The 22,150-nt window shown below is 62.1% G+C and carries 20 protein-coding genes and 1 pseudogene; 10 read left to right on the top strand and 11 right to left on the bottom strand.

The genetic code is table 11. The features are described from left to right. Window positions 1-143 precede the first annotated feature (143 nt). The 5 genes from ABCR88_RS26995 to ABCR88_RS26975 all read right to left on the bottom strand — a co-directional run bounded on the left by ABCR88_RS26995 (window position 144) and on the right by ABCR88_RS26975 (window position 6,897). On the bottom strand, window positions 144-368 hold the full coding sequence (locus ABCR88_RS26995; RefSeq protein ID WP_053153702.1) for a hypothetical protein: 225 nt from the start codon (window positions 366-368) through the stop codon (window positions 144-146). A gap of 236 nt (window positions 369-604) precedes the next feature. Further along, window positions 605-1,969: a heavy metal sensor histidine kinase gene (locus tag ABCR88_RS26990; RefSeq protein WP_350403694.1), complete on the bottom strand. Its 1,365-nt coding sequence runs from the start codon at window positions 1,967-1,969 to the stop codon at window positions 605-607. Beyond that, window positions 1,959-2,636: a heavy metal response regulator transcription factor gene (locus ABCR88_RS26985; RefSeq protein WP_011063299.1), complete on the bottom strand. Its 678-nt coding sequence runs from the start codon at window positions 2,634-2,636 to the stop codon at window positions 1,959-1,961. The genes ABCR88_RS26990 and ABCR88_RS26985 overlap by 11 nt, the downstream gene beginning before the upstream one ends. Before the next feature lie 8 nt (window positions 2,637-2,644). Further along, window positions 2,645-5,740 carry a multidrug efflux RND transporter permease subunit gene (locus ABCR88_RS26980; protein WP_350403693.1) on the bottom strand — a complete coding sequence of 1,032 codons (3,096 nt, stop codon included), beginning with the start codon at window positions 5,738-5,740 and terminating at the stop codon, window positions 2,645-2,647. Then, window positions 5,737-6,897: an efflux RND transporter periplasmic adaptor subunit gene (locus tag ABCR88_RS26975; protein ID WP_053153694.1), complete on the bottom strand. Its 1,161-nt coding sequence runs from the start codon at window positions 6,895-6,897 to the stop codon at window positions 5,737-5,739. The genes ABCR88_RS26980 and ABCR88_RS26975 overlap by 4 nt, the downstream gene beginning before the upstream one ends. A gap of 213 nt (window positions 6,898-7,110) precedes the next feature. On the opposite strand from ABCR88_RS26975, the gene ABCR88_RS26970 reads away from it, so the two are divergent. Next, on the top strand, window positions 7,111-7,356 hold the full coding sequence (locus tag ABCR88_RS26970) for a hypothetical protein (protein ID WP_041119782.1): 246 nt from the start codon (window positions 7,111-7,113) through the stop codon (window positions 7,354-7,356). Between the two features lie 158 nt (window positions 7,357-7,514). Then, a complete protein-coding gene (locus ABCR88_RS26965; protein WP_350403692.1) occupies window positions 7,515-9,098 on the top strand; it encodes a PAS domain-containing methyl-accepting chemotaxis protein in 1,584 nt (527 codons plus the stop codon). A 31-nt stretch (window positions 9,099-9,129) separates the two neighbouring features. Here ABCR88_RS26965 and ABCR88_RS26960 read toward each other — a convergent pair whose 3' ends face one another. The 5 genes from ABCR88_RS26960 to norR form a co-directional block, all read right to left on the bottom strand. Next, window positions 9,130-9,879, bottom strand: a complete 750-nt coding sequence (locus ABCR88_RS26960) for a YkgJ family cysteine cluster protein (RefSeq protein ID WP_011063294.1) — start codon at window positions 9,877-9,879, stop codon at window positions 9,130-9,132. Window positions 9,880-9,970: 91 nt separating this feature from the next. Further along, entirely contained in the window at window positions 9,971-10,297 is a 327-nt protein-coding gene (locus ABCR88_RS26955) for a hypothetical protein (protein WP_041119779.1), read from the bottom strand. A gap of 97 nt (window positions 10,298-10,394) precedes the next feature. Then, the gene (locus ABCR88_RS26950; protein WP_041119777.1) at window positions 10,395-10,874 is read right to left on the bottom strand and encodes a GNAT family N-acetyltransferase; all 480 of its coding nucleotides are present in this window, start codon (window positions 10,872-10,874) and stop codon (window positions 10,395-10,397) included. A 3-nt stretch (window positions 10,875-10,877) separates the two neighbouring features. After that, window positions 10,878-11,780 carry a chemotaxis protein gene (locus tag ABCR88_RS26945; protein WP_065365220.1) on the bottom strand — a complete coding sequence of 301 codons (903 nt, stop codon included), beginning with the start codon at window positions 11,778-11,780 and terminating at the stop codon, window positions 10,878-10,880. Between the two features lie 177 nt (window positions 11,781-11,957). Continuing rightward, on the bottom strand, window positions 11,958-13,514 hold the full coding sequence (norR, locus tag ABCR88_RS26940; protein ID WP_015636917.1) for a nitric oxide reductase transcriptional regulator NorR: 1,557 nt from the start codon (window positions 13,512-13,514) through the stop codon (window positions 11,958-11,960). Window positions 13,515-13,670: 156 nt separating this feature from the next. Between norR and hmpA the strand changes: the two genes are divergently transcribed. Together hmpA and ABCR88_RS26930 are read left to right on the top strand one after the other, a co-directional pair. Beyond that, window positions 13,671-14,852: an NO-inducible flavohemoprotein gene (hmpA, locus tag ABCR88_RS26935; protein WP_041119774.1), complete on the top strand. Its 1,182-nt coding sequence runs from the start codon at window positions 13,671-13,673 to the stop codon at window positions 14,850-14,852. 362 nt (window positions 14,853-15,214) lie between these two features. Continuing rightward, on the top strand, window positions 15,215-15,724 hold the full coding sequence (locus tag ABCR88_RS26930; protein WP_011063288.1) for a disulfide bond formation protein B: 510 nt from the start codon (window positions 15,215-15,217) through the stop codon (window positions 15,722-15,724). A 574-nt stretch (window positions 15,725-16,298) separates the two neighbouring features. On the opposite strand, the pseudogene ABCR88_RS26925 reads toward ABCR88_RS26930, so the two are convergent. Further along, window positions 16,299-16,493 (bottom strand): annotated as a pseudogene (locus tag ABCR88_RS26925) (hypothetical protein); the annotation flags it as partial. Between the two features lie 27 nt (window positions 16,494-16,520). Here ABCR88_RS26925 and cyoA point away from each other — a divergent pair. The 6 genes from cyoA (at window position 16,521) to ABCR88_RS26895 (ending at window position 22,058) form a co-directional block, all read left to right on the top strand. Beyond that, window positions 16,521-17,465, top strand: a complete 945-nt coding sequence (gene cyoA / locus ABCR88_RS26920; RefSeq protein ID WP_011063287.1) for a ubiquinol oxidase subunit II — start codon at window positions 16,521-16,523, stop codon at window positions 17,463-17,465. A 3-nt stretch (window positions 17,466-17,468) separates the two neighbouring features. Next, on the top strand, window positions 17,469-19,487 hold the full coding sequence (gene cyoB, locus ABCR88_RS26915) for a cytochrome o ubiquinol oxidase subunit I (protein ID WP_011063286.1): 2,019 nt from the start codon (window positions 17,469-17,471) through the stop codon (window positions 19,485-19,487). Between the two features lie 3 nt (window positions 19,488-19,490). Next, a complete protein-coding gene (locus tag ABCR88_RS26910; protein WP_011063285.1) occupies window positions 19,491-20,117 on the top strand; it encodes a cytochrome o ubiquinol oxidase subunit III in 627 nt (208 codons plus the stop codon). Further along, window positions 20,118-20,447, top strand: a complete 330-nt coding sequence (cyoD, locus tag ABCR88_RS26905) for a cytochrome o ubiquinol oxidase subunit IV (protein WP_011063284.1) — start codon at window positions 20,118-20,120, stop codon at window positions 20,445-20,447. 10 nt (window positions 20,448-20,457) lie between these two features. After that, window positions 20,458-21,345, top strand: coding sequence for a heme o synthase (cyoE, locus tag ABCR88_RS26900; protein ID WP_011063283.1), 888 nt, complete (start codon window positions 20,458-20,460; stop codon window positions 21,343-21,345). Between the two features lie 158 nt (window positions 21,346-21,503). After that, window positions 21,504-22,058 (top strand): cytochrome b/b6 domain-containing protein, encoded by a 555-nt coding sequence (locus ABCR88_RS26895; protein ID WP_053153685.1) that lies wholly within the window; start codon window positions 21,504-21,506, stop codon window positions 22,056-22,058. The last annotated feature ends 92 nt before the right edge of the window (window positions 22,059-22,150 follow it).

The raw sequence follows: 22,150 nt of genomic DNA, 5'->3' as shown, positions 1-22,150 counted from the left end.
GGTGTTTCTTGTTCTGGGTATGACGAGTGTGCCGAGGGTTTCTATACGGCAAAAAAAAGCCGCTGAACTCAGCGGCTTTAAGACAACTTACTCCCGGGTTGAAAGCAGAGAAGTTGTCGAGGGAAACAAGTCGAAAGCTAGGATCAACTGTCTTTCTGAGTGTCGCTCTTGCTTTGCTTGGCAGTGATCTTCTGGGCTTGCTGAGTGTTTTGCTGCTGGGCTGCCTGGGCGATCTGGGCTTGTTCGAAAGCGGCGGCGCGTGCGGCATTTCTTGCCACGAATCCCTGGGATTCTTCGGCCATGGCCATTGGTGCCACGAACAGGGAAGACAAAACGAACGCGCTGGCGATACCCATACTGTTGGACATTTCTGAAGACCTTCTTGCAGAGCAAGTTCAATTCGGTGCGACAAAAATATAACCACGTGGCTGCTGGAAAAAGAGCCGAACAGGATAAGGACTGTTACAAAAAAAACAATAGTAGGAGCTGGCTTGCCAGCGAGCGCGTCCTATCGCCTTGCGCCGGATGTGTTGACGCCTTCGCCGGCAAGCCGGCTCCTACAGAATCCGAGAATCCGAGAATCCGAGAATCCGAGAATCCCGAGTCAGAGAGGCAGGTACAGGCCGAAGGTATTGATGCCCCGGTCACTGCGCACGAACACATCGCCGCCATGCATCAGGGCGATGGCCTTGACGATGGCCAGCCCCAGGCCGTGATTGGCACCGCTGTTGCTGCGCGAGGCATCCACCCGGTAGAAACGCTCGAACAGCCGTGGCAGGTGTTCACTGGCAATGTCCTGCCCCGGGTTGCTGACGGCGATCGCCACCTGGTGTTCCTGGACCTCGATCCGCACCTGGATCACTTCCCCGGCTGCGGTGTGCTGCACCGCGTTGCTCAGCAGGTTGATCAGGGCCCGGCGCAGGTGGGCAACCTCGATCCGCACCTGGGCATCGCCCTGGACCTCGACCCTGACCTGGGCGTCTTCGAGGATGAAGTCCAGGTAGTCCAGGGTCGTTGCCACTTCCGCCGCCAGGGAACTGGTGGTGAGCTTGGTGGCCTTGCTGCCCTGGTCGGCACTGGCCAGGAACAGCATGTCGTTGATGATCGAACGCAGCCGTTCCAGCTCTTCAAGGTTCGATTGCAGTACCTCGAAGTAATGCTCCGCCGAGCGCCCTCGGGTCAGGGCGACCTGGGTCTGGCCGATCAGGTTGGTCAGGGGCGAGCGCAGTTCGTGGGCCACATCGGCGTTGAACGACTCCAGGCGCGAGTAGGCGTGTTCGACCCGTTCCAACGTGGAGTTGAAGGAATTGACGAACTGCTTCAGTTCCGGCGGCAGTGGCGACAATTGCAGGCGCCCGGACAGCCGTGGCGGTGCCAGGCGCTGGGCTTCCTGGGAGAGCTTGATCAGCGGCTTGAGGCCGATCCGCGCCACCCAATAGCCCAGGGCCGAGGCCAGCAGCACGCCGACAATGGCCAGGCCGATCAGGGCCATCAGCAACTGATGCTGGGTCTGGTGGAAGGTGTCGGTGTCGATGGCTATCAGAAAGCGCAGGGCCGGGCGCTGTTCCTTGGCCGGCAACTGGCTGACCAGGACTTTCAGCGGATAGGGGTGATCGCTCAGGTTCAGGTCACGCATGCCCAGGGGACCTTGGGCGAATTCGCGGATCTGCGCGTCGGGGCTGCCGTATTCATAGCCGGGGTCGCCGCTGATGGCCCAGAAGCGGATGCGCTTGTCTTCCTCGCTCAGCAGCTTGAGCTTGGCGTTGCTCTTGGCCCAGTGCTCGGGGTTGCCGTAGCGGGTCAGGGCCGACTCCAGCACGCTGTAGCGCGCATCCAGTTCGGCTTCCGGTAGCAGCCCCAGGCCCTTGTCCACCTGCTGGTAGAGGGCCCCGCCAATTAGCAGGAAGATCAGCAGCGCCACCAGAGTGAACAGCCCGCTCAGGCGCAGGGCAATGGAGTTACTCGGCACCGCGGCTCTCCAGCACATAGCCCATGCCACGGATGGTGTGCAGCAGTTTCTGTTCGAAGGGGCCGTCGAGCTTGGCCCGCAGGCGCTTGATCGCCACTTCGACGACATTCGCGTCGCTGTCGAAATTGATATCCCAGACCATTTCCGCGATGGCGGTCTTGGACAGGATCTCGCCCTGGCGCCGGGCCAGCACGCTGAGCAGGGAAAACTCCTTGGCGGTCAGGTCCAGGCGGCTGCCGGCACGGCTAGCCTTGCGGCTGATCAGGTCGATCCACAGGTCGGCGATGCTGATCTGCACCGGCTCATGCCCACCGCTGCGACGGGTCAGGGCTTGCAGGCGGGCCACCAGTTCAAGGAAGGAGAAGGGCTTGCCCAGGTAGTCGTCGGCGCCATCGCGCAGGCCCTTGATGCGGTCTTCCACGCGTTCGCGGGCGGTGAGCATGATCACCGGGGTCTGCTTGCGCGCACGCAGTGCTCGCAATACGCCAAAGCCATCCAGGCCGGGCAGCATCACATCCAGCACTATCACGGCATAGTCGCCCTCCAGAGCCATGTGCAGGCCTTCGACGCCGTCCCGGGCCAGGTCGACGGTGTAGCCTTGCTCGGTCAACCCACGGTGCAGGTAATCGGCCGTTTTTTCTTCGTCTTCGATAATCAGAACGCGCATGACCCGCCTCAGGTAGTGGTGGCCGGCAACAGATCCGGCTGGGGCCGGTGGAACAGCCGCTCAAGCCACAAGTATATGACCGGCGTGGTGAACAGCGTCAGGGCCTGGCTGACCAGCAGGCCGCCCACCACGGCAATTCCCAGGGGCTGGCGCAGTTCGGCACCGGCGCCGTAGCCGAGCATCAGTGGCAGGGCACCGAGCAGGGCGGCCAGGGTGGTCATGATGATCGGCCGGAAGCGGGTGATGCAGGCCTGGTAGATCGCCTCCTCGGGAGGCAGGCCGCCATGGCGCTGGGCTTCCAGGGCAAAGTCGATCATCAGGATGCCGTTCTTCTTGACGATGCCGATCAGTAGCACCAGGCCGATCAGCGCCATGATGGAAAAGTCCTGGCCGCACAGCCAGAGCATCAGCAAGGCGCCCAGCCCGGCCGAGGGCAGGGTGGAAATGATGGTCAAGGGATGCACGAAGCTTTCGTACAGCACCCCGAGAATGATGTACACCGCCACCAGTGCCGCCAGGATCAGGTACGGCTGGCTGGCCAGCGAGCTCTGGAAGGCTTGGGCCGCGCCCTGGAAATTGCCGCTGATGGCCGTTGGCATGCCGATCTCGCTCTTGGCCTGGTTTAGCAGGATGACCGCATCGCCCAGGGCCACGCCGGGGGCCAGGTTGAAGGACAGGTTGGCCGCCGGGAACATGCCGTCGTGGGCAATCGACAGCGGGCCGATGGTGGGCGCATCGAAGCGCGCCAGGGCAGAGAGCGGGACCATTTCTGCGGTCAGCGGCGAGCGCAGGTAGAAGTAGTTGAGGCTCTCGGCCTTGCCCCGTTGCTGGGTGTCGAGTTCAAGGATCACGTTGTACTGGTTGATCTCGGTCTGGAACTCGTTGATCTGGCGCTGGCCGAAGGCGTCGTACAGTGCTTCGTCGACATCGCTGGCGGTAAGGCCGAAACGCGCGGCAGCCGTGCGATCGATATGGATGTGGGTGATGCTGCCGCCCAGTTGCAGATCGTTGGAGATGTCACGGAAGGCCGGGTTGCTGCGCAGCTTTTCCGTCAGGCGCTGGGTCCAGGTGCTCAGGGTCGGGCCGTCGTTGCTTTTCAGTACGTACTGGTACTGGGCGCGGCTGGGACCAGAGCTGAGGTTGATGTCCTGGCCGGCCCGCAGGTACAGGACAATGCCGGGCACCTTCATCAGTTGCGGGCGGATGCGGTCGATGAAGGCACTGGCAGACACGTCCCGGTCGCCACGGTTCTTGAGGGAAATCCAGAAGCGGCCGTTGGCGATGGTCTGGTTGCTGCCCGAGACCCCCACGGAGTGGGAGAAGGCCTGCACTGCCGGGTCGGCGGCGACGATCTCGGCCAGCGCCTGGTGCTTTTTCACCATGTCCGGGTAGGAAATGTCCGCCGCAGCCTCGGTAGTACCGAGCACGAAGCCGGTGTCCTGCACGGGGAAGAAGCCCTTGGGGATCAGGATATAGCCGGCAATGGCCATGCTCAGGGTCAGGCCGAAGATCCCCAGCATCAGTTTCTGGTGGGCCAGGGCCTTGCGCAGGCCGCGCTCGTAGACCGCCAGCAGGCGCTCGCCGAAGCCCGGCTTGGCATGGGCCGGGTGCACCGGCGCGCGCATGAACAGGGCCGCCAGGGTGGGGGCCAGGGTCAGCGAGACCACCACCGAAATCATGATGGTTGAGGTGGCGGTCAGGGCGAACTCCTTGAACAGCCGGCCCACCACGCCGCCCATGAACAGCAGGGGAATGAACGCCGCCACCAGGGAGAAGCTGATGGAGACCACGGTGAAGCCGATCTCGCCGGCGCCCTTGATTGCCGCCTCGCGCATGCCGTCGCCGGCTTCCAGGTGGCGGTGGATGTTCTCCACTACGACGATGGCGTCATCCACCACAAAGCCCACGGCCACGACAATGGCCACCAGGGTCAGGTTGTTCAGGCTGAAGCCCAGCACGTACATCAAGGCGAAACTGGCGGTCAGGGACACGCCCAGCACCGCCGAGACGATCAGCGTTGCCGACCACTGGCGCAGGAACAGCGCCATCACCGCCACCACCAGCAGCACGGCGATCAGCAGGGTGATCTCCACTTCGTGCAATGAGGCGCGGATGGTCTGGGTCCGGTCCACCAGCACCTTGACCTGCACCGAGGCCGGGAGCATGGCCTCCAGGCCTGGCAGGGCAGCCTGGATGCGGTCCACGGTCTCGACGATATTGGCCCCGGGCTGGCGCGAGATCACCAGGTTGACCCCCGGTTGGTCACCGGACCAGGCCTGGACGTAGGCATCTTCGGAGCCGTTGACTACCCGCGCCACATCCTGCAAGTGCACGGGGGCACCGTCTTTGTAGGAAACGATCAACTGGCCGTATTCCTCGGGGTGGAACAACTGGTCGTTGGTGGACAGGGTGGAGATGCTCGACTCGCCGTACAGTGCACCCTTGGCCAGGTTGAGGCTGGTCTGCTGGATCGCCAGGCGGATGTCGGCCAGGGTCAGGCCGATGGCCGCCAGTTTGTCCGCCGAAGCCTGGACCCGGATCGCCGGGCGCTGCTGGCCGGTGATGTTGATCTGGCCGACCCCGTCGATCTGGCTGATCTGTCGGGCCAGCAGGGTTTCCGCGTAGTCACTCAGCTCGGTGCCGGGCATCTGCGTCGAACTGATGCTGAGGATCAGCACCGGGCTGTCCGCCGGGTTGACCTTCTTCCAGGTGGGCAGGGTGGGCATGTCCTTGGGCAACTTGCCAGCGGCGGTGTTGATCGCCGCCTGCACTTCCTGGGCGGCGGTGTCGATGCTCTTGTTCAAGGTGAACTGCAGGGTCAGCAGGGACGAGCCCAGGGCGCTGCTGGAGGTCATCTGGGTCATGCCGGGAATGGCGCTGAATTGCACCTCCAGGGGCGTGGCCACGGAAGAGGCCATGGTGTCCGGGCTGGCACCGGGCAGGGCGGCGGACACCTGGATGGTCGGGAACTCGGCCTCTGGCAGCGGAGCCACCGGCAGGCGCGGGAAGGCAATGGCGCCCAACAGTACCAGGGCGAAGGTCAGTAGGACGGTGGCGACCGGATGGTCGATGCACCAGGCGGACACCGAGCCATGGCCCTTCATGGCTGGGGCTCCGTCGCCTGTACCACCTGGGGTGGATCGCTCAGTACCTGGACCTGGGAGCCGGGCTTGAGCCGCGACTGGCCGTCACTGACCAGCACATCGCCAGCCTGGACCCCGGAGATGATGTTCAACCCGCTGTCCTGATACACCACCTGCACCGGCACGACTTCCACCTGCTGGCCCTTGACCCGGTACACGAAGTGCTGGTCCAGGCCGCGCTGGACTACGGTCGGCGGTACGGTGAGGGCGTTCTGGTCCAGGGCGGTCTGGATTTTCACCGTCACCAGTTGCCCGGGCCACAGCTGCTGCTGGGCGTTGCTGAACTCCGCCTTGGCGCGGATGGTGCCGGTCCCGGCGTTGATCTGGTTGTCGATCAGGGTCAGGTGGCCGTTGCCCAGCAGGGCCCCGGCGCTATTGCTGTCAGCGCCGAGGAAGGCCTTGACCGCCGCCGGGTCCTGGGCGCGGATCAGTTGCTGCAGGGTTGGCAGCATTTGCTGGGGCAGGGAAAACTCCACGGCAATCGGGTCGATCTGGGTCACCGAGAACAGGCCCTGGGTATCGCTCATGCGCAGGAAGTTGCCTTCATCAACGGTACGAATCCCCACCCGGCCGCTGACGGGAGAGCGGATCTGAGTGTAGGAAAGCTGTACCTGAGCGGCATCAATGGCAGCCTGGTTACCCTGGGCCGTGGCGTTGAGCTGATTGACCAGGGCCACTTGCTGGTCATAGGTCTGCTTCGAGATGCCGTCATCCACCGACAGCAGCTTGTAGCGCTTGAGGTTGATCTGGGCCACCTGCAACTGGGCCTGGTTCTGCGCCAGCTGGGCCCGGGCCTGATCGAGGTTGGCGCGTATCGAACGATCATCGATGGTCGCCAGCAGGTCGCCGGTCTTGACCAGTTGCCCCTCCTTGACCAGCAGCCGGGTCAGGATGCCATCCACCTGTGGGCGAATCACCACGCTGTGCAGCGACAGCACCGTGCCGATGCCGCTGGCGTAACGCGGCACATCCTGCTGATGCACGCTGACCACCCGTACCGGAATTGCCGTGGGCGCGGCCAGCCTGGCGGTGGCGGGCTTGTTCAGGAACCACGCGACACCGGCGATGAGCACCACGAGTACCGCTGCGGTCACGACTGTTTTCTTGGCAATGGACATGGGGAGAGCGCGCCGGGCAATGATGTCGGAAGGATGGCCATGATCTGGGCACAGTTATAGCCCGACAACCCGGTCAGCACCGTGACGGCCAGCTGTCAGCGCTGTCAGAAAACTCCCGGTGGGCCCCGATCAAAGATGGCTGGCGCACAGGTATACTGGCGCCCACTGCGGCCTGCACCCCGGCGCGGATTTCCTTTCTCTCCTGGAGTTTCCATGACTTCCCCTGCACAACCCGCTGCGGATGACGCCCTGAACGTCGACCCGGCCGCTGACGCAACCGCTACCGAAACCCCGAGCACAGCGGCGATCCCGGCGTTCAAGTTTCCCTTCAAGCCTTCCGAGTTTGCTCCTGCCAAGAATGCCCAGCAGCCCTGGTACAAAAATGGTGCCAGCAACGGACACACCAAGACCCCCGGCGCAGCGCCTCCCGGCACCCGTCGCTCCATGGGTAAACGCTGATATCGCCGACATTCGCAGAAAAAATCCCGATTTGCGCTTTTTTAATCGCAATGATGGCTAATTGCTTTAAACCTGAGCTGGATCAGTATTTGTGGCATCAGTGCGCTTAGAGTCAGCAGCCCTGCCGACTCCACCCAACACATACGAGCGCGCTATCCATGAAGATCAACCTTCCGGTTACTGGGCGAAACGTGGACTTTGCCCCTGATGCGAATATCCTTTCGACCACTGATCTGACTAGCGCGATCACCTACGCCAACCCTGATTTCATCAAGATCAGTGGCTACAGCCGTGAGGAGTTGCTGGGCTCGCCGCATAACCTGTTGCGCCACCCGGACATGCCCTCCGCGGCCTTCGCCCACATGTGGCGCACCCTCAAGCGCGGCCGTTCGTGGATGGGCATGGTGAAGAACCGTTGCAAGAACGGCGATCACTATTGGGTCAGTGCCTATGTCACGCCCGTGACCCGCGATGGCCAGGCGGTGGAATACCAGTCGGTGCGCACCAAACCCAGCGTCCGTCAGATCGAGGCGGCGGAGCGGGCCTATGCCCAGCTCAACGGTGTCGGCCCCTCGTGGTGGAGCCTGTTGCCGGTGATCAGCCTGCGGTTGCGTCTCTGGGCCTCCATCAGCGCCGGCTTTATCGGCAGCTACGGCGTTTCAGTGTGGCTGCTGCCCGAATCCTGGATGGTCCAGGGGGCCGTGATGGCCATGGGGTGGTGCCTGAGCCTGACGGCGGTCGGCGTGCAAGCGCGGCCACTGGATCGATTGGCCGAGCGCGCCCGGCAGATCGGTGACAACCCCTTGAGCCAGGGCATCTACACCGGCCGTACCGACGAGTTCGGGCGCATCGAGTTCGCCCTGCAGATGCTCGAAGCCCAGGTGGGCGCGGTAGTGGGGCGCATCGGTGATGCGTCCCAGCGCCTGGAGGGGCATGCCGCGGAACTGGTGGAGCATCTGCACAGCAGCCACAACAGCACCCTGGAACAGCATGCGGAAACCGATCAGGTGGCGGCGGCCATTCACCAGATGGCGGCCAGCGTCGCCGAGGTCGCCACCCATGCCCAGCAGGCCTCGGTGGCGGCGGACCAGGCGGAAAGCGAAACCCGTGAGGGCCACCTGCTGGTGGGCGAAAGCCGCAGTGCGGTGCTGCGCCTGGCCAGCGAGCTGGAGCGGGCCACCGAGGTCATCCATCAACTGGAAAGCCATAGCACCGACATTTCCGGGGTGCTGGAGGTGATCCGCAGCATCGCCGAGCAGACCAACCTGCTGGCCCTGAATGCGGCAATCGAGGCGGCGCGGGCCGGGGAGCAGGGCCGGGGTTTTGCCGTGGTCGCCGATGAAGTGCGCGGGCTGGCCCAGCGCACCCAGGATTCCACCAACGAGATCCAGCGCATGATCAGCACCCTGCAAATGGGCGCGCGCAATGCGGTGGAGGCCATGCAGCACAGCAGCCAGCACCTGGAGAGCAGTGTCGATCAGGCCAAGCGCGCGGCGGTGGCCCTGGACGGCATCAGCCAGCGGGTCAACCAGATTACCGATATGAGCTTGCAGATTGCCGCAGCGGTGGAAGAACAGAGCGCAGTCAGCGAGGACATCAACCGCAACATCATCGGCATTCGCAATGCCTGTGAGGCGACCGTCAGTGCCGGCCAGCTCAGCCACGTCAACTCAGGCGACGTGGCCGGGCTGGCGGGGGACTTGCGGCAACTGGCCCTGGAGTTCTGGCACAAGCGCGGCTAGGGCTGTTCGCCGCCCCGCCATTGTCCGCGGCTCAGGCGGCGCGCAGGGAAATGAAGGCGTAGTCCAGAGGCGTTTCACTGACCACCTGGGCACCGGCGGCCTGGACCTGACCGGCGATATCGTCTCCGGACAGGTGAAAGCGCCAGGGCTGGCCCGGTGCTCCGGGTGGTGCAGCCTGGACCTGGTCGATGGCGTTAGCCAGGGCGCCCATGTCCGGCAGGTAAGCGGTGAAACCGTCGCCCTTGAGCGCTGTGGTGCGAATGCCCAGCAAGGCGCAAATGGCTTCCTTGGTGTGGATGTCGTCACGGTCGGCCTGGCGCGAGCGGCGGATCAGCTCGGCCAGCTCCTGATCCACCAGTTCATTCCCCAGAATCAGTTGCGGGCCCTGTTCCCAGGATTCCGGCGGGCATTCCTTGGCCTGCGGGTTGAGGGGAATGTGCGGATTGATTTCCATGGGGTAGATGCGGCACACCAGTGGCCGGCGCTGGTAGATGCGGCACAGCTGGTCTTCGTCAAGATTCCGGCAGGGGCCGACGTTGTAGGCGGCGAAGGTGATTGCCACATAGGCTTCAGTGGCGCCACTGCGGACCCGGCAGGAACGGCGTTCGGCGTGCTCGCGCTGCTGCATCGGCAGCCCCAGGCCATTGCCAAGGAAGGCTTCCACCAGAATGATCACCTGGCCGCCGTCGGCCGCCCAGTCGCGGGCTTCCAGTAGGGTCAGGGGCACGTGGTGATCGTTGCAGCATTTGCCGCAGCCGACGCAGGAAAACTGAGTGTTCATTGCACGAAGCGCCTTGTGGATCAACAGGAGTCAGGTGGGAAAACCGTCATGGACGCTACCCGGGTCCATGCCGAAGCAAGTTATGCGCCATTCACCGGGCCTTGAGGGCCGGCCGGATCGAGTCCCACTCGCTCACCGCAGCCTGGCCGGTCTGCCTGTTGTACAGGCACAGTTCGATGCCCGATTGGCCGCGCATGTGTTTCTGCGGGTAGCGGCCTTGCAGCAGCAGGGCGCTGACGCCGACCTGGTCGGGAAATTGCGCGATGGTTCCCACGGGTTTGGGGTTTTGCAGGCCGCTGGCCTGGGTACAGCTGATTCGGATGGTCTGCTCCAGGGCGGCCCAGGCATCGTCGCTGGAGGCGCTGGCCTGGCCGGTGAGGGTGGCCAGGCAGAGCAGGCACAGAGTCTTGGCGTTCATGGGGGCGGCTCCTTGGGGTGGAGGGGCTTTGGGATCGCCGGGGCTGATCCGGCCGTTCGCAGCCTTTGGCGGCGGCTACAGGATAGTGACCGGCGGATCAGTCGAGGGTTTCGTGACGCACGATGTACATGCCGACGCTTTCGTAGAGGTGCCGGGCCCCCAGGTTGCCTTCCAGTACCCGCAGATCGACGCAGCCTTCCCGGCGTTCGGCGAACAGGATGAAGGCTTGTTGCAGCAAGGCGCGCCCCAGGCCCTGGCCGCGCGCGCGTGGGTGTACCACCAGGTCCTTGATGTAGGCGCTGGTCCAGCACTGGGCGACGCCGATCACACCTTCGGCATCCCGGGCCACCAGGCACAGTTCGGGGTCGTATTCTGCATCGCTCTCGAAGGCCTGGCGCCAGTTGTCCAGCACCGGGACGTCGCCGCCACCGTCCTGGTAGCCCAGATGCATCAACTGATGCACAGCCTGCGCATGCTCGGGGCTGTAGTTGTGCACAGTGATGCCGGCAGGCCACTGCGGCGCTGCCAAAGGGGCAGTGAGATCGCGGCGCATCAACAAACAGTGGATCTGGCTCATGCCTCAGGCGCCCTGGGTGGCAATGGTCTTGGCTGCGTCGATCAGGCAGCGGGTCAGTTCTGGCGAGGAAAACTTGGTGAGCACGGCGTTGGCACCAGCCACACGGGCTTTCTCGCTGTTCATGGCGCTGTCCAGGGAGGTGTGCAGCAGCACGTAGAGGTGGGCGAAGTCCGGGGTTTCCCGCAGGGTGCGGGTCAGGGCGTAGCCGTCCATCTCCGACATCTCGATGTCCGAGACAATCAGGTTGATCTCGTTGGCTGTGCCTTGCAGTTCCAGCAGGCAGTCGATGGCTTCCTTGGCGCTGCGGGCGGTGTGGCATTGCAGGCCGAGGTTGCGCAAGGTGTGTACCGATTGCTGCAGTGCCACCTGGCTGTCGTCCACCACCAGGATCCGCGCGTTGCCCAGGGCTTCGGCGTCTTCCATGCTCAGCTCGGTGGGCGCCATCTCGATCTGGGCCGGGGCGATGCCATGGATCACTTTCTCGATATCCAGTACCTGCACCAGGGTGCCGTCCACTTGGGTCACCCCGGTGATGTAGGACTTGAGGCCGCCGGAACCGAAGGGCGGTGGACGGATATCGGTGGTCAGGCAATGCACGATCTTGCTCACGGCCTGCACGTGCAGGCCCTGTTTGGAGCGGCTGACGTCAGTGACGATCAGGCAGCCGCTGTCGGGGTCGGCCAGGGGCCGCTCGCCGATGGCCCGGCTGAGGTCGATCACCGACAGCGAGTTGCCCCGCAGGGTGGCGATGCCTTTCACGTGGGGGTGGGATTCGGGCAGCTTGGTCAGCGGCGGGCAGGGAATGATCTCACTGACTTTAAGCAGGTTGATTGCCATCAGCTTGCCGCTGCGCAAGGTAAACAGCAGAAGCGATAGCGAATCTGCGCGGGCTTTGTTGGAGGACATAAAAACCTTCTCTGGAGAAAATTGGCTCGTGGCACGGGCCACGGACAACCATTGATAACGGGTTATCGACGTGTTCAGGGCTGGCTTTAGCGGTGTTCCCGCTTTCCGTCGGCGGCGCGACCCTGGCCGGCAAGCCGGCTCCTGCAGAGGGGCGGGGCGCTTTGTCGGCGCTGGCGTTTACCGGAGGCCCAGGCGCTTGGCCAGGCGGCTCAGGTTGGCCCTGTCCAAGCCTAGCTCACGGGCGGCGCTGGCCCAGTTGTGCTGGTGCCGCTCCAGGCAACTGCTGATCAGTTGGCGCTGGTAGTGGTCGGTGGCCTGGCGCAGGTCGCCGGCGACCGCTGGCATGGCCTGGGTTGCAACAGCAGGCTCGACGGGGGCGCTGGTTCTTTCGCTGGCCCGGGGCAGGTCCAGATCGCCGGCATCCAGGCTGAGGATCTTCGGTCGCTCGGGGTGGTTGCCCAGCGCTTTCAGAGCGCTGCGCCCGATCAAGTGCTCCAGCTCGCGAACGTTGCCCGGCCAGTGGTAGGCCAGCAGCGCCTGTTGCGCCTCAACGCTCAGGCGCAGGCTGCCCAGGCCCATGCGCGAGCGGTTCTGTTCCAGGAAGTAGCCACTGAGCAGCAGCACATCGCGGCCGCGCTCGCGCAGTGCCGGCACCCGCAGGGGGTAGACGCTGAGACGGTGGTAGAAGTCGGCACGATAGCGGCCGTTGCGCACTTCTTCCGCCAGATCGCGGTTGGTGGCGGCAATCAGGCGCACGTCGACCCGATGCTCCTGGTCCGACCCCAGGCGTTGCAGTTGGCCGCTTTGCAGCACCCGCAGCAGTTTGGCCTGCACTGTCAGCGACAACTCGCCCACTTCATCGAGAAACAGCGTGCCGCCATTGGCCAGTTCGAATTTTCCCCGGCGATCCTGGGTGGCCCCGGTGAAGGCGCCGCGCACGTGGCCGAACAGCTCGCTCTCCACCAGGGTGTCGGGCAGGGCCGCGCAGTTGAGGCTGATGATCGGCTGCTCGGCCCGGGGCGAAGCCGCGTGGATAGCCTGGGCGACCAGTTCCTTGCCGACGCCGGTTTCTCCGGTGATCAGCACCGTCAGGTCGCTGCCGCCCACCAGCTTGATTTCCTCCAGCAAGCGTTTGTGGGCCTTGCTCTGGCCGATCATCTCGCGGTTCTGCCCACTGGCCTGGCGATAGACCTCGGCCCGCTGGTGCTCGTTTTCGGCGCGCTGGGCCAGGCGTTCGATGCGCTGGGCGGCGCTGACCGTTGCGGCGGCGAGGCTGGCGAAGGCTTGCAGGGCATCCAGCTCGATGGGTTCGAAGCGCTGCGGGTCCAGGGCATCGAGTGTCAGCAGGCCCCAGGGGCGCTCGTCGACGAACAGCGGGCAGCCCATGCAGTCATGCACTTCCAGGTGATCATCGAGCCCCTCCACCAGGCCGTCGTAGGGGTCGGGCAAGTCGCTGTCGCTGGCAAAGCGGGTCGGGCCCGGGCTGCTGAGCAGGGCGGCGAAGCGCGGATGCTCGCTGACCTTGAAGCGGCGGCCCAGGGTGTCGGTGCTCAAGCCGTTGACCGCCAGGGGCACCAGCCACTCGCCATCCAGGCGCAGCAGTGCGGTGGCATCGCAGGGCAGCAGGGCGCGCAGAGCTTCCAGCAGGCGGCGATAGCGCTCGCCTTCGGGCAGTTCGCGGGACAGGTCGGTGACCAGGGGAAGCAGGGCGGTGAGCAGGGATTTTGCAGTCATAATGACTCCATGGTGTCCTAATGACTATAAAAGACAGAGTGTCTTTATGACTATATTTATTTTAACTTATTGATATTTAATGTATTTATTTTTGGCATGGAAACTGATTAGGCATAGGAAACCTGCAAGCAGTCATAAAGTCCAGGAGTTGTCCTTATGCTAAGCGTTCAAGATCGTGCCATCATCAAAGCCACCGTGCCCCTGCTCGAAAGCGGCGGCGAAGCCCTGATTACCCACTTCTACCGGATGATGCTCTCCGAGTACCCGCAAGTGCGGCCACTGTTCAACCAGGCGCATCAGGCCAGCGGCGATCAGCCCCGGGCCTTGGCCAATGGTGTTCTGATGTATGCCCGGCACATCGACCAACTGGACCAGTTGGGGGACCTGGTGGCCAAGATCATCAACAAGCACGTCGCCTTGCAGATCCTTCCGGAACATTACCCCATCGTTGGCGGTTGCCTGCTGCGGGCCATTTCCGAAGTGCTGGGCAGCGAGATCGCCACCCAGGAAGTGATCGATGCCTGGGCCGCCGCCTATAACCAACTGGCGGATATCCTGATTGGCGCCGAGGCGGCGATCTACGACGAGAAAGCCCAGGCGCCTGGCGGCTGGCGCGGTGCCCGTGAGTTCCGGCTGGTGCAGAGGGTGGAAGAAAGCGCGGAAATCACCTCCTTTTATTTCGAACCGCTGGACCAGGGGCCGATCCTCGCCGCTGAACCGGGGCAGTACATCGGTTTGCAGCTCTTTATAGGGGGCGAGGAAATCCGTCGTAACTACTCCCTCTCGGCACTTTCCAACCAGGGCCAGTACCGCATCAGCGTCAAGCGCGAAACCGGCGGCGTGGCCTCCAACTACCTGCATGACCAATGCCCGGTGGGCACCAGCGTCATGCTGTTCCCTCCTGCGGGGGAGTTCACCCTGGCGGCCAGCGACAAACCGCTGGTGCTGATCAGCGGCGGGGTGGGCATCACTCCAACCCTGCCGATGCTGGAGGCGGCGCTGGCCACCGAGCGTCCGGTGCATTTCATCCACTGCGCCCGCAACGGCCAGGTGCATGCCTTTCGCAACTGGGTCGATGAACTGGCCCAGCGGTATCCACAGCTCAAGCGCTTCTATTGCTACGCCGAGGATGACGGTGTCAGCCCGGCGGCGGACAAGCTGGGCATGCTGACCCGCGAGCAACTGGCCGAGTGGCTGCCGGAGCAACGCGACCTGGACGCCTACTTCCTCGGGCCCAAGGGTTTCATGGCCGCGATCAAGCGTCACCTTCAGGCCCTGGGCATTCCCGAGCAGCAGAGCCGCTATGAGTTCTTCGGTCCGGCAGCGGCCCTGGAATAACCACCCCGGCCGGCTCCCCACGGGCGCCGGCCTTTTCTCTCCCCCCTTCGTTTCATGTCGCTCCGGCATTCGCTGATTTTCCCGAAACCGCCTTTGTTCTCGGCGTATCTGGTATGGCGGTTAATCCACTCTTAACCTGCTTGTCGCTATTGTCCGCACTGGCAAAGCGCCCGAAGCCGCGTTGCAGTGGCGCTGTACGTCCCTGCATTCAAAGGTCATGTTCAACGTGTAGACTTCCCGGCAGCCGGGTGTGCCTCTGCGAGCATTGGCCTGCGCGCGATCGACGGGTTCATCGAAGACAATCTCGGTCTGCCGCCTCGGGTCTCGGGGGCAGGCTGAACACAACAGAAAAAGGAATAGGGATGAGTGACGACAGACTGGGTTTGGGACGCGAGCGGCGTTTCCTGGTGCTGCTGGGGATTATCTGCCTGGCACTGATCGGCGGAGCCCTGTACATGCAGGTGGTGCTGGGCGAGGCGCCGTGCCCGCTGTGCATCCTGCAGCGTTATGCCTTGCTGCTGATTGCACTGTTTGCCTTCATCGGCGCGGCCATGAGTTCGCGACGTGGGGTCACGGTCATGGAAACCCTGGTGGTCATCTGCGCCCTCGCCGGCGCGGGCGTGGCGGGGCACCATGTGTACACCCAGTTCTACCCCTCGGTGAGCTGTGGCATCGATGTACTGCAGCCGATTGTCGACAGCCTGCCGTTGGCCAAGATCTTCCCCCTGGGCTTTCAGGTGGACGGTTTCTGCTCCACGCCGTACCCGCCGATCCTCGGTCTATCCCTGGCCCAGTGGGCGCTGGTGGCGTTCGTGCTGACGGTGATCCTGGTGCCTCTGGGTGTGGTGCGCAATCGCAAGAAAACCTACTGATTCGCCCGTAAAAGCCCCGGCTCCCCATGGGAGGGCCGGGGCTTTTTTGTGCCGTTCATTCGGCACCTGAAAAGTCCGTGATTTGCGGCAAGCGCAGGTGCGGCAAAAGTGCGACATGTTGTCACAGTGCCGCGGTCGCAGAGGGGCGGCTGAGTCGCTGCAACAGACTGCATTCTGGCGCGCTGGTTCAATGAGAGCCTGTCAGTTTGTGTACGCGAGCCTGTCGGCCGAGAACCATAGCCTGCTATCGATACAAATCTTCACAGCGCCCGTTTTACAAGGGGTGAAGCCTGATGGAAGGCGGCCCTCAGGGGGGATCGAGAGTCCTGGAAGGGGGGTGTTTCAGGTCCTTTTTGGGGCTTTTTGTTGCAAATGAAAATCGCTATGATTGCGATCCTTCGCAACAATTATGAGGGATTGTTGCGCCATGGGATAAAAATTATTTCGGGATAAGACATGGTTTATAAAACGCGACATATCTACAATCGCCCGCACTGAATTTCCGACGCTGCTCAACCCTGAGCACACGAGGACGGTCGAGGGGCGGATAGAGCGCTCCATGCGACTGCGGGTGTCGGCGCCTTCCAAACTTCCGCACCAAATGGAATTGGTCTGTAACAAGGCCTTTGACCACGAGATCGAATAAGAACCACTGCTAGCCCGGGATGTGTCGTTGAGCGCTTAACGCAACGGGCAGGCCCTTATTCAATTGAAGAAAAATGCCAACCCTTGGCAGGGTGAAGTGTTGGCGATCAAAACCCAACTGCATTGCGCAAGCTGCTTTAGAGGTCGTGAGATGAGTAAAAACAGGTACCCCAGATTACTAGGCTTATTGCCGCTGCTCGGCATGTTAATGCTGGGAGGCTGCAAGTGGACCTTGCTCGATCCCAAGGGTCAGGTCGGTCTGGATGAACGAAACCTGATCATCACGGCAACCATCCTGATGCTGCTGGTGGTTGTGCCGGTCATCATCATGACCTTCGCCTTTGCCTGGAAATACCGCGCCTCCAACAAGGACGCGACCTACGCGCCGAAGTGGTCCCACTCCACCAAGATCGAGATCGCGGTGTGGCTGGTTCCGGTGCTCATCATCATTGCCCTGGGTTATGTCACCTACAAGTCGACCCACGCCCTGGACCCTTACCGTCCGCTGGATTCCGACGTCAAGCCAGTGACCATCGAAGTGGTCGCCATGGACTGGAAGTGGCTGTTCATCTATCCCGACCAAGGGATCGCCACCGTCAACAAGATCGTTTTCCCGGCCCATACCCCGGTGAACTTCCGCGTGACCTCCGACACCGTGATGAACTCGTTCTTCATCCCGGGCCTGGGCGGCCAGATCTACGCGATGGCGGGCATGACCACCAAGCTGCACCTGATTGCCAACCAGAACACCGAACTTGAAGGTATCTCCGCCAACTACAGCGGCGCGGGTTTCACCGGCATGAAGTTCAAAGCGATCGCTACCAGTCAGGAAGATTTCGACGCCTGGGTAAACGAAGTCAAGAAGGCACCTAAACAGCTGGACACCGCTGAATACGAAGCCCTTTCCAAGCCAAGCCAGAACAATCCTGTAGAGCTCTACTCCGCCTACGCGCCAAACCTGTTCCAGACCGTCATCGACAAGTATGAAGGCATGAAACCGGGCAAGCCGCTCAAGCACGAGAAGAAAGAAAAGGAAGTGGCCGCAACGGAAGGGATGGACGTGAGTTCGCATTCAGCTGCCGGGGCAGAGGAGTAAACGATGTTTGGTAAATTAAGTCTGGAAGCGATTCCGTTCCACGAGCCGATCGTCATGGTCACCGTTGCCATGATTCTGCTTGGTGGCGTGGCGCTGTTCGCGGCAATCACCTACTTCAAGAAGTGGACCTATCTGTGGACCGAGTGGCTGACGTCCGTCGACCACAAGAAAATCGGTGTGATGTACATCATCGTCGCCATGGTCATGCTGCTGCGTGGTTTTGCCGACGCCATCATGATGCGTACCCAGCTGGCCATGGCCACCGAGGGTTCGCCTGGCTACCTGCCACCTGAACACTATGACCAGATCTTCACCGCCCACGGTGTGATCATGATCATCTTCATGGCGATGCCATTCTTCACCGGCCTGATGAACCTTGTCGTGCCGCTGCAGATCGGTGCGCGTGACGTGGCCTATCCGTTCCTCAACTCCCTGAGCTTCTGGCTGCTGGTTTCGGGCGTGGTGCTGATCAACCTGTCCCTGGGCGTTGGCGAATTCGCCAAGACCGGCTGGGTTGCCTATCCGCCGCTGTCGGGCTTGCAATACAGTCCGGGCGTGGGTGTGGACTACTACATCTGGGCGCTACAGCTATCAGGGCTGGGGACAACGCTGACGGGGGTCAACTTCCTGGCCACCGTGCTGAAAATGCGTACCCCGGGCATGAAGATGATGGACATGCCGATCTTCACCTGGACCTGCACCTGGGCCAACGTGCTGATCGTGGCTTCGTTCCCGATCCTCACCGCTACCCTGGCACTGCTGACGCTTGACCGTTACATGGATTTCCACATTTTCACCAATGAACTTGGTGGCAATCCAATGATGTACGTGAACCTGTTCTGGGCCTGGGGTCACCCCGAGGTGTACATCCTGATCCTGCCGGCGTTCGGTATCTTCTCCGAAGTGATCTCGACCTTCTCCGGCAAGCGCCTGTTCGGCCACCATTCGATGATCTACGCTTCCGGCGCGATCTCGGTACTGGGCTTCATGGTCTGGCTGCACCACTTCTTCACCATGGGTTCGGGGGCCAGCGTCAACGCCTTCTTCGGCCTGGCGACGATGCTGATCTCGATTCCGACGGGGGTGAAGCTGTTCAACTGGCTGTTCACCATCTACCACGGCCGTCTGCGCATCACCAGCCAGGTTCTGTGGACCCTGGGCTTCATGGTGACCTTCGCCATCGGCGGCATGACTGGCGTACTGCTGGCCATTCCGGGTGCCGACTTCGTTCTGCACAACAGCCTGTTCGTGATCGCTCACTTCCACAACGTGATCATCGGCGGCGCGGTATTCGGCTACATCGCCGGCTTCAGCTTCTACTTCCCGAAAGCCTTCGGCTTCAAGCTGCATGAAGGTTGGGGCAAGGCTGCGTTCTGGTTCTGGATCTCCGGCTTCTTCGTCGCGTTCATGCCGCTCTATGCACTGGGCTTCATGGGCATGACCCGTCGTCTGAACGCCACCACCAACCCTGAGTGGGTGCCGTACCTGTACGTCGCCATGGTAGGTGCGGTGATGATCGCCGTGGGTATCGCCTGCCAACTGATCCAGCTGTACGTCAGCGTGCGTGACCGCAAGCAGAACATGTGTGTATCCGGCGACCCTTGGAACGCTCACACCCTGGAATGGTCGACCTCGTCGCCACCTCCGTTCTACAACTTCGCGGTACTGCCGAAAGCCGAAGGCATCGATCCGTTCACCGAAGCCAAGGAAAACGGCACTGCCTACGCGCAGCCTGGCCGCTACCAGCCGATCCACATGCCCAACAACACCGCTACCGGTCTGGTCATGGGTGCTCTGCTGACCGTGTTCGGTTTCGCTATGATCTGGCACATCTGGTGGCTGGCCATCGCAAGCCTGGCCGGCACCGTGATCTATTTCGCGATCCACGCTGCCCGTGATGATCAAGGCTACATGGTGCCGGTCGAAACGATCGAGCGCATCGAAGCCGAACAGCACAAGCGTCTGGTATCGGAGAACAAGATCCCGGCTACCCGTGTTGAAACCTCGTTGGAACAGGCTTAATCCATGTCGAACTTAGTGACCAATGCTGGACACGCCCATGTCGATGACCATGGGCACGATGACCATCACCACGACTCGGGCGAGATGACCGTATTCGGTTTCTGGCTCTACCTGATGACCGACTGCATTCTGTTTGCGTCGATCTTCGCGGTATACGCGGTACTGGTTAACAACGTAGCGGGTGGCCCGTCGGGCCACGACATCTTCGAACTGCCATACGTACTGGGTGAAACCGCCCTGCTGCTGTTCAGTTCGATCACCTACGGCTTCGCCATGCTGGCGTTCTTCCGGGGCAACAAGAAGCAGGTACTGGGCTGGCTGGCCATGACCTTCCTGTTCGGCCTGGGCTTCATCGGCATGGAGATCAACGAGTTCCACCTGCTGATCTCCGAAGGCTATGGCCCTAGCCGTTCCGGCTTCCTGTCCGGGTTCTTCACCCTGGTCGGTACCCACGGTCTGCACGTGACCAGCGGTCTGATCTGGATGGCGATCATGATGTACCAGGTGCAGAAAAACGGCCTGACGGCGACCAACAAGACCCGTCTGAGCTGCCTGAGCCTGTTCTGGCACTTCCTGGACGTGGTGTGGATCTGCGTATTCACCGTTGTTTACCTGATGGGGACTATGTAAATGGCCAACACACACTCCCACGACGAAGCCGGTCACGGCAGCGTCAAGTCCTACGCCATCGGCTTCATCCTGTCGGTCATCCTGACACTGATCCCGTTCGGCCTGGTGATGTACCCATCGCTGCCCAAAGACGTGACCCTGTGGATCGTCCTGGCGTTCGCAGTCATCCAGGTGCTGGTGCACCTGGTGTACTTCCTGCACCTGGACCGTTCCGAAGCACAGCGCAACAACGTGGTGGCGTTCATCTTCGCCGCGTTGGTCATTGTTCTGCTGGTTGGTCTGTCGTTGTGGATCATGTTCAGCATCCACACCGTCATGATGGCGAAGTGAGGTAAACCCGATGTCGCTCAAGCACTTTATCCAAATCACCAAACCGGGGATCATTTTCGGTAACGTGCTTTCTGTGGCAGGCGGGTTCTTCCTGGCCTCGAAAGGGCATGTCGATCTGGCCATTTTCCTGGCCGCCATGATCGGCACCTCGCTGGTGGTAGCGTCCGGTTGCGTGTTCAACAACTGCATCGACCGTGACATCGACCTGAAGATGGAGCGCACCAAGAACCGCGTGCTGGTCCAGGGCCTGATTTCCCTGGAAGTGGCACTGGTCTACGCCTCTATCCTCGGTGTCGCCGGCGTCGCCCTGCTGTACTACGTGGCCAACCCGTTGGCCGCGTTGTTCGCGGTAATCGGCTTTGTCATCTACGTCGGCTTCTACAGCCTGTACCTCAAGCGCAAGTCGGTTCACGGCACGCTGGTGGGCAGTCTGTCCGGGGCCATGCCGCCAGTGATCGGCTATGTCGCGGTCAGCAACAGCTTCGACATGGCTGCGCTGACCCTGCTGGTGATGTTCAGCCTGTGGCAGATGCCGCATTCCTACGCTATCGCGATCTTCCGCTTCAACGATTACCTGGCCGCATCGATTCCGGTGCTGCCAGTGAAGCGTGGCATCCGCGTGGCCAAGAAGCACATCCTGCTCTACATCCTGGCATTCCTGGTGGCGACCCTGATGCTGACCTTCAGCGGTTACGCCGGCATGAGCTACCTGGCGGTAGCGGCGGCCATGGGCATGTACTGGTTGTACATGGCCTGGACCGGCTACAAGGCAGTGGATGACACCGTGTGGGCGCGCAAGCTCTTCGTGTTCTCGATCTTCACCATCACCGCGCTGAGCGTGATGATGTCGGTGGATTTCAAGGCCCCGACCGAGCTCCTGCTGACCTACGCACACTAAGCTGTCCAGGCCACAGGAAAAGCCCCGCCTTCGCAAGAAGCGCGGGGCTTTTTTCATTGCGCTGGATTGATGGTCACATCATTTAAAGTTTTTCGGCCCGAAGGCCTGGCCTGGCCGGGTAAAATGCGCCGTTCGTGGATAGAACCTGAGTGGATGCAATGGAAAACCGTATTGAACTGTACGACTCGAAGGTGCGCTATGGCGTCATCAGTCGCGGACTGCACTGGGCCATGGCCCTGGCCTTTGCCTGGATCTACAGCACCACCAGTGCGCATTACCTGCTGGCCGATTCGGCCCTGGACAAGTTCCTCTGGCCGACCCACAAGCAAGTCGGCCTGCTGTTGATGGCCCTGCTGCTGGTGCGTGTGCTCTGGAGCCTGTTGAACCGTCATCGCCGGCCGCCGAGCCTCAACCTTGCAGCAACCCTGGGGCATGGGCTGCTGTATGCCGGGATGTTTGCCATTCCGTTTCTCGGCCTGTTGCGTCAGTACGGCTCGGGTCGCGCCTTTTCCGCCTTCGGTCTGCCGGTAATGAACGGCTTCGACGGGCCGAAGATCCAGTGGATGACCGAGCTGGGCAACAATTTCCACAGCCTCCTGGGCTGGACCCTGCTGGTGCTGATCGTCGGCCATGTGGCGGCGCTGATCCTGCACTGCATCAAGGGCCAGGGGCATATTCTGCGGCGCATGGCCGGCAGTGCACGCTCGGCGTGAGCCGCGCACCCGAACACGGAAAAGCCCCGCCTTCGAGAGACGCGCGGGGTATTTTATTGAGAGCCCTTGCGTGGGCTGCCCAACTATTCAAA

The organism is Pseudomonas sp. W17 (genome assembly GCF_040268305.1).
GTDB lineage: Bacteria > Pseudomonadota > Gammaproteobacteria > Pseudomonadales > Pseudomonadaceae > Aquipseudomonas > Aquipseudomonas protegens.
Note: the sequence above shows the minus strand (reverse complement) of the source record. Positions and strands in the feature narration are given on the sequence as shown.